Here is a 14,527-nt window from a genome sequence, read left to right as displayed (position 1 = left end):
ACTCCTCAGCATTAAACCTATTTTAGGTTAATGTCCTTATTTTCGATTCTTGATTGTAGTTTTACCCAGGGTTTCAGTCGGTCTGATGTTCCTACCAGGGTGGTCCTTCTTCCCATTTTGGATAACCAGAGCTTATCACCATTGAAACTATATACATGGAGCAGGTCTGGTCGCTTGGATGCGGGGAGTATCTCCCCGTTTATATTATCCAGAACTAACGGAGTTGAACGTGGGTTAGGGTAGTAGGTCAGTACCATGTGTGCCTGGTTATAATCCAGCGCTTTTACATAAGCCAGATTCATCTTTTCTACGGCCACACCCAGCTCCTTTAAGGTGTAGTACTTGGCGATACTAAAGTCTTCACAATCGCCGCCATTGGTGATCAGAAACTCAACGGGCGTGGCCCAATAATCTTTCTTTTTCCAATGTCGTATATCATCTATAAATCTAACCTGATTAAAGAAGTTGTTGATCTCTTTAAGTTTGGTTGTCTCATCCTGATCAGCCAGCGATGTTAAGAGGTTTTGCCAGCTTTGGATTCTGAGTTTAGCTCTTTCGCCGTACTTTTTTCCTAACTTTTCTATGTCAGCTTTGCTAAGCCTGATGCTCTCTGCATCGACATGGATTAAAAGAAAGCTGGAAAAGACAAAAAGGCATGTGAGCAGGATGAGTGAACATCTGCTCGCAGTCTTTTTTTCGGGATGTCTGTGTGCCAGCATCAGGCTTGATTCCATGTCATACTATTGACGATTGTTCTGTGATGGCATCATACCGCATTGTTTTAAAATTTGTTGCCAGCTGCGGGTGTGATTGTCTCTGGCCTGGATGTAATTCTTCCATAAACTGTCTTCAGCTGTTGTTGATAATACGGCTGCAGCATAGTTTGAAACAGACTCAGGGATTGGGTGGCCAAGTTTTCTGAAACTATCTAATAGCTTGTTGTTCTCATGCAACCAAGGTTCTCCAATATGATGCACTTGTGCCAGATAGGGTTGAACCTCGCCAATATAAAATTTTAAAAATACGTTGTATAGAATCTCAGCTTTCTCTGTTTTCACCCCATCGGGGCACAGTGGCCTTTGATTAAGTCTCTGGTTAAGCATTTTTGAAGCCTGAATCAGATACTCTGTCATGAGTTGTACTGAAGTAAATACTTGGGAGCCTGTTTCATTTTTAAAGAGGATCTCATAATGAGACTCCAGCTGGCTGAGCCGCCTACCACTGGGAAGAGGTTGGTTATCAGAAATTTCTGAAATCAAGTTGCTGAGAGTGAGTAGGGCTGTTAACGAGAGCGAGTGGCTGCCGTTGCTTTCTAATGGCAAAGGGGTTTGCTTACGACTGAAGTTGGCTTCAATTGCGGGGGATGTGTATATCCCGTTCCAAAGTTCTGCTGCGAGGTTTGCTCTTTTGATCGTTCTTACTTGCTGCAGTAGCTGCATCAGTTCAGTGTCGGTGGATTCTGCCTGATTAAAATTTTCCAAACAGTGTTCGATTCCGGACAGAAATTTAAGCTCATATTGCATTTTCAAAGAGGGTTGCAGTACTTTTCCTAATGAGCTGTTTCTCTCTGCTATCAGTGGTAGTAGCCCACATTTTCTGAGTTTGAGCGTGTCCAATAAGCCTTCCCTTATCTCTTGTGTCTGGGCCGATCTTTTTCTTCTTAATGGGAATAGGGGGCGGATTTCGATCGGTAGAGTGGAGGGCTTTTCGACATCGAGGACATTACTGAGTCGATAAAGGTAATTGTCCAGAATTTTATCTGGAGTATCACGACTACATGCTGAAACAAGGACCATACAGACTGATAAAACAGTGAAGGTTATAACCTTGGTCATGTGGTGATCTCAGAGTGAAGATGGTGTTGATTGCCTACTTTTCCATTGGAAGCGACTAAATAGCAGTATAGCGCCTATTGTGAGGCCGATTAATAAACCCACCCAGAACCCTGTAGCACCCATCTTGGGTACCAGGAGATCTGTTTTTCCCAATAAATAGCCGGAGGGAAGGCCTATAACCCAATAGGAGATAAATACAAGGAAAAGGGGGGTGGCTGTATCTTTGTACCCTCTCAGGATGCCTGAGCAGGTAATCTGTATCGCATCGGAGAACTGAAAAATGGCTGCGATAGTGATTAATGTCGTAGCAATTTGGATGATGGATAACTCAGCGGTATACAGTTTGGCGATATCCGTAGCAAAGATCGCCATGATACTTGAGCTGAAAGTAGCGACGCAGAGCGTTATCATAAACCCTGTTATAGCACTGTATCGGGCCTGATCAAACTGATTAGCGCCCAGCTGTTGTCCCACCCGGATGGTCAATGCCATCGATATACTCAGAGGTAGCATGAAAATCAATCCGGTGAAGCTGATCGTGATCTGATGTGAGGCAATAATAACTTCGCCCAGATCAGCAAGCAGCAGTGCAATAATTGAGAACATGCTGACCTCAATCAGAAGTGCTATTCCGATCGGAATCCCCAATAGGAGAAATCGTTTAAAGGGTTCCTGCTTCGGGAGCTTCCAGTCTGTAAAAGGGGAAACGCTTTTAAAACTGCTTGATCTGGAAAGATAGAGAAGGGTTGAGATGCACATGATCCACATGACGGCAGCTGTTGCCCATCCACAACCAACCCCGCCGAGTTCTGGAAAGCCAAACTTGCCGTAGATGAGGGCGTAGTTGAGTGGAATATTACAGAGCAGGCCCAGTATAGATATCATCATGGCTGGGCGGGTCTTGCCAAACCCTTCAATGTAGCTGCGTATCAATTGATAGAACAGTAGGGCGGGAAATCCCCAAGAGATCGCTTGCAGATACTGGTTTGTAGTCATCGCAAGTGTGGGGTTGACATCCATCGCTCTTAAAAGCGGCATGCAGTTATGCAGGGTTAAGATGGCAAGCAGGCTTAAAACTACAACGACAATCAGGCCCTGGTGAAGAGTTTGTCGGGTAGCGCTAATGCGGTTAGCACCCACCAGGTGGGCTACCATAGGTGTTGTGGCCATAAGTAATCCCTGACTGGCCAAAAATATTGGGAGCCAGACACTCGAGCCAAGTGCTACCGCTGCAAGGTCACTCGAACCGTATCTTCCCGCCATCACTGTATCGACAAACCCCATCGAGGTTTGAGCAATTTGTGCAATGGCAATAGGGAGGCCTAATGAAAGTATTAGTTTCAGTTCTTGCAAGCGTTTCAGAGGGGGGCTCCAAAAATAGAGGTCGGACAGAAAAGTAACATATTAAGATATAAGCATTTTTCAGCATTTTTTAGTGGACATCAAGCAATTATCAAAGAATGTTTGCAGCTATGATTTTATGTAGGAAAGTGTTGGGTTAAGACTATGGTTGAATGAAAAATGATCAAAATATGAAGAAAAACAGTGTTTTGGTCATTGAATTCACATTCAACAGAGCTATTATCGAGATGCTAGAAAAAGAATACGGCTTGCATTTGTAGCGGTGGAGCCTCCTTTTGGCGCCTCCTATTTCGCATGAGTAATTCCAATTTTCTCAGCTCCTACGGTCAAGAACAGGGATTGTCCCGTGGTTCTGACAGATTACTAGTGTTCAAAATAGGATAAGAAAGATGGCAACAACTGGTACAGTCAAATGGTTTAACGACGAGAAGGGTTTTGGTTTTATCGAGCAGGAAAATGGTCCAGACGTTTTTGCTCACTTTAGTGCGATTCAAGGCGATGGCTTTAAAAGCCTAGCTGAGGGGCAGAGAGTTGAGTTTACAATTACACAGGGGCAGAAAGGCCCTCAGGCTGAGAATATTGTAAAGCTCTAAGCATCACCGATTAATCCGATCTAAAAAAGCAAACTGAAGGTTTGCTTTTTTTGTGCCTTTATCAAAGATTAGCGGGTAACACTTTCTAATTGAGTCAAAATTTGTAGAGCTTCAGAGCGGTTGTTTCCACAGAAATCGCTTTCCGGTTGGAAGCTTAAGCAGGCTGCGGGCCTTTCCGGCTGGTTAAAAATATCGCATTTCATATCAGGAGTGAGGTGAACACAGGCGATGCCAGAGGACTTATTTAAACTGGAGATGCTGGGGGCGATGCAGCAGGCGCCGCAGTTGTCTCTACATTGCATCATCAGTTCTCAGTTGAATGCCTTTTAAAAGGTGTCGAGTCTTACCTTACCTGAAAAAAGGCCGATCAAATGATCGGCCCTGTATGTATATCTTTAAGCGGCGGTTTCAGCCGTTTTTTCCTGCAGACTGTCGGTATCAGTCTGCAGTTGCTGCTTTTTTGATGGATCAAGTCCTAGCGTGGTTAGGGTCTGCTGACGAATTGTTCTCAACAGATTCGCATCTTCTGTCAGGTTATGACCGTAAGATGGAATCATTGTTGAAATTTTCTGTTTCCATTCTGCCGAATTTAGCTCTTCCGGGAAGCAGCGTTCGACGATGCTTAGCATCGCACTTACCGCTGTAGATGCTCCTGGTGAAGCCCCAAGTAGCGCTGCCAGACTTCCATCAGAGGAGGTAATGACCTCGGTGCCAAACTCGAGCTTTCCTTTACCGTTTTCATCTTTCTTGATGATCTGCACACGCTGCCCTGCATGAGAGATCTCCCAATCTTCCTCTCGTGCATCAGGGTAGAAGTTGCTCAGTGACATTACACGAGAGCCGTGTGTTTGCATCACTTCACTGATCAGATAGCGTGTAAGGTCCATACTGGTTGCACCCACTTGAAGCATTGGCTTCAGGTTGGTGGCTGTCAGTGAGCCAAACATATCCATGACAGAGCCGTTTTTCAGGAACTTGGTTGTAAAACCAGCAAACGGACCGAACAGTAATGCTTTTTTGCCATCAATAACGCGCGTATCCAGATGTGGGACTGACATTGGGGGCGCGCCAATGGGGGCAGCGCCGTAAACCTTTGAGGCGTGCTCTTCAACGATTTTCTGGTTTTTACAGATAAGCCATTGACCGCTCACGGGGAATCCGCCATAGCCGTTACCTTCGGGTATGCCGGTTTTCTGAAGGAGTGGTAGTGCTCCGCCGCCTGCACCAAGGAATACGAAGCGGCTGTCAATAACCTGAGTTTCCTTGCTTTCAGTATTCTTAACCGTAACGGACCAGGACTTATCTTTGTTCTGATAAAAGTCCTTAACTTCGTTATTGAGTAGAAGCTCGAAGTCCGGTTGTGCTTCCAGGAACTTAACCATATTCCTGGCGAGTGAGCCGAAGTTGACATCAGAGCCATAGCGGACACGCGTTGCTGCGATTTTCTCTTTGCCTTTACGCCCCTTCATAATCAGCGGCATCCACTCTTTGATGGTTTCTGGATCTTCGGAGTACTCCATAACCTCAAACTGGTGGTGCTGACTCAGTGCTTCATAGCGTTTACGCAGGAATTCAACGTTTTTATCGCCCCAGACAAAGCTTTGGTGCGGTACTGGGTTAATAAATTGTGATGGCTCAGGTAATGCTCCGGTCTGTACTAAATAGGACCAGAACTGAAGACTGGTTTCGAAAGCAGCATTGATGGCATAAGCCTTATCACAATTGATACTGCCGTCAGCCGCTTGAGGCGTGTAGTTCAGTTCACAATACGCTGCATGACCGGTACCTGCATTGTTAAGTGCATCGGTACTTTCATACGCGACATGATCCAGGCGCTCGATCATGCTGATTTTCAGGGATGGATCCAGCTGCTTGAGCATAACACCTAAGGTTGTACTCATAGCTCCCGCGCCGACTAGCAATACGTCTACTGATTTTGTGGTCATAGGAACTTCGCCATTTTAATAATAATAATGGTTTGTGAAGTAACACTGGCGATGGGGCTTGTGGCCGCAACGGAAGTGAATCCTAACCAGGTAGATTCTGGACCGTTATCACCAGAGACTTCTTCGTCCTGCAACGGTATGAGCATAAAATAATGACAGTCTCATTATGTTGCAGTGCAGTTGGCGCGAATTATACGGATTCTGTCTGTAATGTCTTGGGAAATCAGGCTAAAGACGTTAGCAATTTGGCTTATATTAGTTCTAAAGTATTAATCCTTTTCACTTGAAGCTGTCGATTTCCTTGGTTCTCTTAAAGAATAGGTTATTGGTTTATAGCTTGGAGTTATTGTCTGTAAATGTTTCAGAGGCTAACAGATTGAGCTGTTTACATATCGGTTTCTCTGCACTAGTCTCCGCGCTCACTATTCCCAGATGGAGCACACGATGGAAGATATCATTGAATTATTACAGGAGCGTCATAATGAAGTTCCTGTCCCTCTGGAGCTGCCCGATGAAGATGATTTGGTTGAGATCGAGGAGCAGATCCTGATCTCTCTACCTGATGAGTACAAGCAGTTCCTTCTTGAGGTCAGTGATATTATTTGTGGTTCTATTGAGCCTGCAACAGTTGCTGATCCACAGTCTCACACTTATCTTCCTGAAATGGCTGCTACGGCCTGGGATGTAGGTCTGCCGCGAGAGTATATTCCGATTTGTGAGCACTCTGGGGGGTATTACTGTATCTCACAGCAAGCTCAGATACTCTTGTGGTTGTATGATGGATCGATTGATGATGAGTGGTCGTCAATATGGACCTGGGCCAAAGAGATCTGGTTGGAGAGTTAAGCGATGAATACAAGAATATTCAAACAGGTTGAAGAGCTGGCTTTGGGGCTGGTCGCCGCAGCAGAGAAAGATGATGACGTGCTTTTTAAGGGGTTATATGGGCAGCTTGATCAGCTCTGTAATCACTTAGAAGGTAGCAAGAATGATCATCCGGTCTTATGGGAAACACTGGCTGACTTCACTGAAGAAAACCCACAGGCTTTAGTGCTTTATCGTAAGGCTTATCTTCTAGCGGACAGTCTGAAGGATAATGAGTATAAGGCTTCGATTCAGTTTTCTCTGGGGCAGAGACTGTCTGAAGATGGTGCTCATCAGGAGGCCCTTGAGGAATTGAGTCTCTCTGAAAAATTTGCAGCTTTTACTGAAGATGATGTGCTTAAGCAGGATATCCAAGAGTTAATTGCCGAGTTAAAAACAGAGATATAAAAAAACGGAGCCTGTCGGCTCCGTTTTCTGTATCAGGCAGTATCAATCAATACGTGCTGCTACATAGCGGCCTGGTGCAGGTTCAATGATGGTGTGAGTATCATTACCCTGAGTTTCAGGTGCAGCTACTTTCTTACCTGCACGACGTTTCAGCCATTCAGCCCAGTGAGGCCACCATGAACCTTCCTGGCGTTCTGCAGTTTCAAGCCAGTGATCAGCGCCCTGGTTCTGTTCACCGTTCACCCAGTAGTTACGACGGTTTTTAGAGGCAGGGTTGATTACGCCAGCAACGTGACCACTCGCACCCAGGACAAATTCATTCTTACCTTTTAGCAGCTCTGTGCCGGAGAATGTACCTTTCCATGGGGCGATATGATCTTCAATCGTAGACAGGAAGTAACAAGGAATTTTGATTTTGCCCAGATCGATTTTCTCACCACAAATAGTCAGTTCATCTTTCTTGGTTAGGCCGTTATCCATGTACATGTTGTTGATGTAGTAGGTGTACATGGTAGCCGGCAGGTTCGTCGAGTCACTGTTCCAGTAAAGGATATCAAATGGAGGAGGTGTCTGACCCTTAAGATAGTTGTTCACCACATAGGACCAGATCAGGTCATTTGAGCGCAACATGTTGAATGATGTGGCAAGTTCGCGACCGCTGAGGTAACCCTGGTTGGTCACCTTGTTTTCTAAGCGTTTAACCTGCTGCTCATCGATGAATACACACAGATCGCCTGGATCAGTGAAATCCAGTAGCGTTGTGAAGAAGGTAGCTGAAGCGATGGAGGTATCTTTACGTGCAGCCATGACTGCCAGGGCTGTGCCGAGCAGGGTGCCACCAACACACCAGGCAACGGCATTGATCTTATCGCTGTTAGTGATCTCCTGAATAACCTGAGTGGCTTTCAGAATACCTTTCTCAACGTAATCATCCCAACTGATATGGCCCTGTTCAGTCGTAGGGTTCAACCAGGAGATCATGAATGTAGTCTGGCCCTGATCAACGCAGTATTTAACGTATGAGTTACTTTCCTGCAGATCCAAAATGTAGAATTTATTGATGCAGGGAGGCACGATCATCGTCGGGCGTGAAAAGGTTTCTTCAGTCGTTGGAGAGTATTGTACCAACTGGAACATATCGTTTTCATAAACGACAGAACCTTTCGTTGTTGCGATATTTTCGCCCAGTACGAAAGCTGACTCGTCGGTCATGGAGATGCGGCCTTTATCGACATCACCCAGAAGGTTTTTAAGACCGTCAACCAGACTCTGCCCCTTTGTTTCCAAAGCCTGCTGAAGTACTTCAGGGTTTGTCAGCGCAAAATTGGTTGGGGACATCGCATCGATATACTGCTGCGTATAGAACTCAAGTTTTTTCTGCTCCTGATCAGAAAGATTGGCGTTCGCTGCCATCTCCTGAAGAAGTTTTGAGCTCAATAGGTAAGACTGCTTGATGTAGTCAAAAACGGGGTTTTGTGACCACTCTTCAGCCTGGAAACGGCGGTCACCCCGAGCAGGTTCGGCTACGGAGCTGCCGGTTTTTCCTGTCAATAAATTTGTCCACAGATTCATCTGACTCTGTTGGTAATCTGTGATTGCGCGAATCCAGACTGTTGGATCTTCCCAAGAGCGATTAGCCAGTTCGGTCCATGATTGTGCAAACTGGGTAAAAACGTCATCGCCACCCGAGGTTGTAAATAGCTCAAGAACTTTTTGTGTTTCAGTGTTCAGGTAGTCGATAAACTCCTGAGGATTGGAGAGCAGGTTGTTGTTGTCCATAGATTCGCCTTTCTTTGTCATATCCTTCCATCCGTCTCGCGTGCGTCTCATTCAGGGTCCGATTAAGGAGGTATGGATTTGCACAGATTACTAGGGATTTTTCAGCTTATTCTTGCCTAAAAGTAATTGCAAGGTTATCAATGCTGCCTACCAGCATATTCTTGTGCGATGCAATGTATCAAGGTATTCCTTGGTCGATCACACTAAGGTGTTAGGGAATATGCTTAATTTGTTATAGACATCTGTGTAGACCTATAAAAAGAGGTAGGTTGTATTCACTGAATTCCTGACCCCTCTAGTTTAGGGGGAGAGCGTCTATTCTAATCTTGAAAATGTTGCAGTTTGTTTAAACCAACGCTACGTTTTACTGCCTCTTATCTTAAAAGATCTTAATGGAATTATTCTGAATACCGTTTGTTGCTAAGCAGCATGATAGCTGTATCTGCATTCTGAATAGTGGGAAGGTTAGGCTGTAAAAATGAGATGTGGTTCCATAGGTTCATTGTCTTTCTTCATCTTCTGAGGCTCCAGATTCATGTATCTGGATAGGGCCTTTTGGGGTTTTTATGTCTTGGTCAGTAAGCTGTCGAAGCGCTACAGCTTAAGCTCTATAATGGCTTTTTAGTTACTAATCCGATGGGAGTGTTAATGCGGGAACTTGAATTAATGGGGACAGTTGGCTGCCACCTATGTGACGAGGCGGAAAGCATTATTGTTAAGAGTGTCGATATGTCCAAAGTTGCTATCTATCAGGTGGATATTGCTGACGACGACCGCTTAATGGAAAAGTACGCTGTCCGTATTCCTGTTCTGGTCGATCTGGCTAGTCAACGGGAGCTTGAGTGGCCTTTTGATCACAAGGAGCTGGAACAGTTTTTTAGCTCATTAGTGGCGGAAGTTTAAACAGAGTTTGAGCATTGAGAGTTGTTTGATTCTTTAATACTTCTATATCTATCTGACAGAGTTGGGCGACTCTGTGGGCAATATGGGGCAGATAGATAGGCAAGTTGCGTCGGCTTTTGGGCTTTGGGCGCATGTCTCTGGGGATCAGGTAAGGGGCATCCGTTTCAAGAAGCAGACGGTCAGAAGGTATCTCTTTGACTAGTTTTTGGAGCTCTTCTCCACGGCGTTCATCACAGATCCAGCCAGTCACTCCAATGTAGAGATCCAGATCAAGATAATTAAAAAGCTCCTCTCTGCTCCCGGTGAAGCAATGTGCTACAGCATTGGGAAAGTCATCGCGGTAGTAAGATAATAGTTCCAGCTGTCGCTTATGAGCCTCCCGTTCGTGAAGGAAGAGGGGGAGTGAAGTTTCTGTGGCGAGTTCAAGTTGATATTCAAATGCTTGCAACTGTTTTTCAGGCGTAGAAAAGTTTCGATTAAAATCTAATCCTGTTTCGCCAATTGCGACCACACAGGGTTCATTACTCAGCGCTTTAAGCTCTGAAAGTTGATCTGTAGAGTGGTCTTTTGCGTAGTGAGGATGGACCCCCACGGTACAATATAGATTAGCCGGGTTGTGCTGACAGAGTTCTACAGCCAGAAGACTCTCTTCAAGGGATGTACCGGTAACGATCAACTGCTGTACATCTGCTTCAAGGGCGTTTCTGAAAACTTCATCCCGATCTTTATCAAAGCTGCTGTCAGTTAAGTTAACACCAATATCTATCCAGTGACTATCTGACATGCTGACTTTTATCTCTCAACTCGGTTAGTTAAAGTGCAGTTTTGCTACTCTGGTTTAAGGCCAGTAATTGTACCTGTTTTTCCGTGAGGAGGCTTGCTTGCCTCCCCTCTAAACGATCGTAGATGACACGAAAAGCCAGAACATTCTGGACATACCTACGTGTTTCTTTGAATGGAATTGTTTCAATCCAGATGTCTAGAGGCAATTCACCCCGCTGTTTTAGCCATTTTGACACTCTGTGAGGTCCCGCGTTGTAGGCTGCTGCTGCGTAGGCGGGATTGTTATCAAACTTTTTCAGCATATCAGCGATGTATGCAGACCCAAGTTTGATGTTAGTGCCAGGATTGAAAAGCTGAGCGGTACGTGTATATGGAATCTTATGTTTCCGTGCGGTTTGCTTGGCGGTTTTAGGCATTAATTGCATCAGTCCACGTGCCCCTACACGAGACTGAGCATTGAAGAGGAATGCGCTCTCTTGCCGTGCAATCGCTACGGGGAAACTCAGATCCAGGCCATGATGAATGGCCTGTTTCTTAAATAGGTTTGCGTGAGGGTGAGGGAAGCGAAGATCAACGTGATCCCAACGTTCAGTTTTAGCTGCGTTAATGATAGCTTGGAGGTGCCAGCCCCAGCTTTTGGCGACATACCCTGCCACTCGTTTCTCTTGGTCATCCATTGTTGAGAGTGCAAGGTTCCACTCTCTGTTTGCTTCGATCAGTCTGCCTAGCCGAAACAGTTCTCCTGCGCGAGCGACCGCGGGGCGTTTAGAAAGCTTAGCGATCTGGCTCTGGTGGTGATCACCACTCACAGCGTTGAGTTTGAATGGGGTTGAATTGAGTTCAGCAGCAAGAAATCCATAATAACTTCTATCCTGAGCTAAACGGTTGAGGCGCTCTTCCTGGTCAATTTTCGGGGTAAGGTGGCGGTCAGCAATGATGGACCAGTATATCCATTTATCCTCACTCTGCTTAGGTTCCGGCAGATGTTGAATTCCTAGCTTCACTGCGCTCCAATTTTGTTGTGCCAGTGCATTTCGAACTCTGACCTCTGTTAATTCAGTCAATTTAAAATCAGGATCTAATTTATGACTGAGACTGATCGCATCTGTGTGGTAACTGCCATTGAGGCGAACGCCTATATATTGAGTGACATCATCTCTGGGTATTTCAGGCATCACTCGCTTTCTATGCTTAATCCAGGCGTTGGTTGCGGTTATCGGGTGTTGACGGAACCAGCGCTTAAAAGCGATTTTAGCTGTAATGACTTGATGCTTTTTAGGGAGTAGCTGCAAAGAGTTCGTGACTACTAATTTGGGGGCGTTGTATATCTTCCAGAATATTTCTGCGTCCTGTTTGTGCTTTGTCGATTGAAGCTTTTTGGTTAGATAACGGGCAAGTTTGATATTGCCTTCACCCAGGCTGAGCCAGAATCGGCTATAAGCTTCCCCCGAAGTTGGGCGTCCGGTATCCATCCAGGCTTTAAAGAGTGGGTCGCAAACTTTTGGTTGAGAATGGGGGACGAGCCACAGCGTTTTGGCATGATAAAGAGCGGCCTTTTTCTGCTTAGGTGTTCCTTTTAGAAGGGCACTTTGTTGCTGACACTCATAGTGGACATGATGGACAGGATGCAGATCAAAATGTTCACGGTACTCTTGCCAGCGCTTTTTCTTTGCCAGGTAGTTCAGCCAGCTACGATTAAGTCGATTGGCAATTGGGAGATCTGGATACTGAGAAATAAAGCCAGAGATGGCGGAGGAGTCAATTTGACTGAACTCTTGGCTTAGTTGTTCGTGATCGAGGTAGGGTGCTAAAGGGTAGTCTTTCAGTTGAGCACGTAGCTTATTATAAGCCGTGCTTTTCCCTTGCTTAAGAAGCTCTTCCGCTTTTAGAAACTGTGTGCGGGAATCGTGATAGTCATCGGATGTAGAAGCGTTGCTATATCCGTTTGCGAGCAGGAAAAAAATACATATTAGAGTGCGCACTGAACGTTGCATCACCAGGTCCCTTAATTATTCTTATACAGGTTTATACGGCAGTTTGAGCAGATAATTAAACATTAATTTTGCTGAATGCAGCATTTTCATGCATATCTATAAAAAAACAGTAGAATAGCGACCTTCTAAGAATACAAAGCTGAACAACCATGCCCCTGATTAGACTTGATAAAATTTCAATCTCCTTTGGCGCTAAGCCTCTCCTTGATAATGTAGATTTTCAGATCGAGCCGGGTGAGCGTGTCGCACTGGTCGGTCTCAACGGCGCGGGTAAATCTACACTGCTGAAGTTGGTAGCTGGGCATCATAAAGCTGACGGTGGTGAATTTTGGGTGTCCCCCACCTGTAGGATTGCTGAGTTGCCACAGGCAATGCCTGCTGCAGATGAGCGTAAAGTCCGTGATGTCGTCACTGAGGGACTAAAAGATATCCTCTCACTGAGGCAAGCGTATGATGAATTAGCTTCATCTGATAAAACGGATATGAAGGCACTCGATAACCTCCAGCATAAAATAGAGGCTGTTGATGGCTGGCATCTTGAGCAGCGTGTTCAGCGTGTCATTGAGCAGCTGGAACTTCCAGCAGATAAGTTGATGTCTGAATTGTCGGGTGGTTGGCGGAGACGTGCAGCGCTCGGGGCTGCATTGGTCCAAAATCCTGATCTGTTATTGCTGGATGAGCCAACCAACCACCTGGATATTGAAACCATTGAGTGGCTAGAACAGCAGTTACTTGAGTTCAAAGGTGGTTTGTTAATCATCTCCCATGACCGGGCATTGGTTGATCGTCTGTCAACCCGGATTATTGAGTTGGATAGAGGTGTTTTGACCTCATTCCCAGGTAGTTATTCTGCGTATGTTGAATTAAAGCAGAAACTTCTTGAGGAGGAGGAGAAGCACAATTCGGAATTTGATAAAAAGCTAGCACAGGAAGAGCGCTGGATTCGTCAGGGAATCAAAGCTCGTCGTACCCGTAATGAGGGACGCGTGAGAGCATTGAAGAAGATGCGGATGGAGCGCTCCGACCGCCGGGAACGCTCAGGAAAGGCAAATTTCGCACTGGAGTCAGGTGCACGCAGCGGTAAGGTTGTCGCTGAGTTAATCGATGTGTCGTTGGGATATGGTGGGGATAACCTATTTGAACATTTTGATTTTACCCTGCAGCGTGGCGATCGTATCGGCTTAATCGGGCCAAACGGTGTTGGTAAAAGTAGCCTTTTAAGCGTGCTGTTAGGCAGATCAGAGCCGGATAGCGGAAAGGTTAAGCTGGGAACCAATTTACAAATAGCCTATTTCGATCAACTACGTGCTCAGGTTGACCCTGAAAAATCAGTGATGGATAACATTGCTGAGGGGCGTGAGAGCATTACGATTAATGGGCGACAGCGCCACCTTATCAGTTACCTGAATGACTTTATGTTTGCGCCTGAAAGGGCAAGAACTCCTGTTAAAGCGCTTTCAGGTGGAGAGACAAACCGAGTACTTTTGGCCAAGTTATTTAGCCAGCCAGCCAATCTGTTGGTATTGGATGAGCCCACCAATGATCTCGATATCGAAACTCTGGAGTTATTAGAAGAGATCATCCTCGATTTTGAGGGTACGATTCTGCTTGTCAGCCATGATCGGTCATTCCTTGATAACGTGGTAACAAGTACATTGGTCTTTGAAGGTGATGGTCAACTGAATGAGTATGTTGGTGGCTATCAGGACTGGCTGCGTCAGAGGCCTGGAGTGATAAAACCATCACCTAAAGCCGAAAATCAGGGTGCGGCTAAGGTCGAGTCAAAAGCGAATAGTGCGCCTTCGAATCCGGGTAAAAAGAAAAAGTTGAGCTATAAGCTTCAGCGAGAGCTTGATGAACTACCTGCCCAGTTAGAAGCGGCTGAAGCCTGTTTGGAAAAATTGCAGGAAGAGACAGGTGCCCCAGATTTCTATCAGCAGGCGCATGATGTTGTGAATGCAAAATTGGCTGAATTGCATGAACAGGAGAGTGAGGTTGAAGTGTTGATGGAGCGATGGGTTGAATTAGAAAGTATGCAGGAAGGGGGATAACCCCTCCCT

General features: G+C 45.6%; 12 protein-coding genes. 5 read left to right on the top strand and 7 right to left on the bottom strand.

Annotated features, from left to right (window positions below):
- Positions 1-17: 17 nt before the first annotated feature.
- Genes Q0882_RS01660 through Q0882_RS01650 form a run of 3 tightly spaced genes read right to left on the bottom strand, consistent with a single transcriptional unit; the run spans position 18 to position 3,188 of the window.
- Complete coding sequence (locus Q0882_RS01660; RefSeq protein WP_299177123.1) at positions 18-719, bottom strand: transglutaminase-like cysteine peptidase; 702 nt, start codon at positions 717-719, stop codon at positions 18-20.
- A 21-nt stretch (positions 720-740) separates the two neighbouring features.
- Positions 741-1,835, bottom strand: coding sequence for a DUF3080 family protein (locus Q0882_RS01655; RefSeq protein WP_299177121.1), 1,095 nt, complete (start codon positions 1,833-1,835; stop codon positions 741-743).
- Between the two features lie 9 nt (positions 1,836-1,844).
- Positions 1,845-3,188: an MATE family efflux transporter gene (locus tag Q0882_RS01650; RefSeq protein ID WP_299177119.1), complete on the bottom strand. Its 1,344-nt coding sequence runs from the start codon at positions 3,186-3,188 to the stop codon at positions 1,845-1,847.
- Positions 3,189-3,586: 398 nt separating this feature from the next.
- On the opposite strand from Q0882_RS01650, the gene Q0882_RS01645 reads away from it, so the two are divergent.
- The gene (locus Q0882_RS01645; protein ID WP_299177116.1) at positions 3,587-3,790 is read left to right on the top strand and encodes a cold-shock protein; all 204 of its coding nucleotides are present in this window, start codon (positions 3,587-3,589) and stop codon (positions 3,788-3,790) included.
- Between the two features lie 395 nt (positions 3,791-4,185).
- Here the strand turns inward: Q0882_RS01645 and mqo are convergent, their stop codons facing one another.
- Entirely contained in the window at positions 4,186-5,736 is a 1,551-nt protein-coding gene (gene mqo / locus Q0882_RS01635; RefSeq protein ID WP_299177113.1) for a malate dehydrogenase (quinone), read from the bottom strand.
- A 444-nt stretch (positions 5,737-6,180) separates the two neighbouring features.
- Here mqo and Q0882_RS01630 point away from each other — a divergent pair, with 444 nt between their 5' ends.
- Both Q0882_RS01630 and Q0882_RS01625 read left to right on the top strand, forming a co-directional pair.
- On the top strand, positions 6,181-6,582 hold the full coding sequence (locus tag Q0882_RS01630; protein WP_299177111.1) for an SMI1/KNR4 family protein: 402 nt from the start codon (positions 6,181-6,183) through the stop codon (positions 6,580-6,582).
- Positions 6,583-6,585: 3 nt separating this feature from the next.
- The gene (locus Q0882_RS01625; protein WP_299177108.1) at positions 6,586-7,008 is read left to right on the top strand and encodes a tetratricopeptide repeat protein; all 423 of its coding nucleotides are present in this window, start codon (positions 6,586-6,588) and stop codon (positions 7,006-7,008) included.
- Between the two features lie 42 nt (positions 7,009-7,050).
- On the opposite strand, the gene phaC is transcribed toward Q0882_RS01625, so the two are convergent.
- Positions 7,051-8,808 (bottom strand): class I poly(R)-hydroxyalkanoic acid synthase, encoded by a 1,758-nt coding sequence (gene phaC, locus Q0882_RS01620; protein WP_299177105.1) that lies wholly within the window; start codon positions 8,806-8,808, stop codon positions 7,051-7,053.
- Between the two features lie 627 nt (positions 8,809-9,435).
- Here phaC and Q0882_RS01615 point away from each other — a divergent pair.
- Positions 9,436-9,690 carry a glutaredoxin family protein gene (locus tag Q0882_RS01615; protein ID WP_299177102.1) on the top strand — a complete coding sequence of 85 codons (255 nt, stop codon included), beginning with the start codon at positions 9,436-9,438 and terminating at the stop codon, positions 9,688-9,690.
- Here Q0882_RS01615 and Q0882_RS01610 read toward each other — a convergent pair.
- Together Q0882_RS01610 and Q0882_RS01605 are read right to left on the bottom strand one after the other, a co-directional pair.
- Positions 9,665-10,474, bottom strand: coding sequence for a TatD family hydrolase (locus Q0882_RS01610; RefSeq protein ID WP_299177100.1), 810 nt, complete (start codon positions 10,472-10,474; stop codon positions 9,665-9,667). The genes Q0882_RS01615 and Q0882_RS01610 overlap by 26 nt on opposite strands.
- A 28-nt stretch (positions 10,475-10,502) precedes the next feature.
- Positions 10,503-12,467 (bottom strand): transglycosylase SLT domain-containing protein, encoded by a 1,965-nt coding sequence (locus Q0882_RS01605; protein WP_299177097.1) that lies wholly within the window; start codon positions 12,465-12,467, stop codon positions 10,503-10,505.
- A gap of 149 nt (positions 12,468-12,616) precedes the next feature.
- Between Q0882_RS01605 and Q0882_RS01600 the strand changes: the two genes are divergently transcribed.
- The gene (locus Q0882_RS01600) at positions 12,617-14,518 is read left to right on the top strand and encodes an ATP-binding cassette domain-containing protein (RefSeq protein WP_299177094.1); all 1,902 of its coding nucleotides are present in this window, start codon (positions 12,617-12,619) and stop codon (positions 14,516-14,518) included.
- The last annotated feature ends 9 nt before the right edge of the window (positions 14,519-14,527 follow it).

Origin of the sequence: uncultured Neptuniibacter sp., assembly GCF_947498015.1 — a bacterium.
Lineage (GTDB): Bacteria > Pseudomonadota > Gammaproteobacteria > Pseudomonadales > Balneatricaceae > Neptuniibacter.
This window is presented reverse-complemented; position numbering and strand designations above follow the sequence as displayed.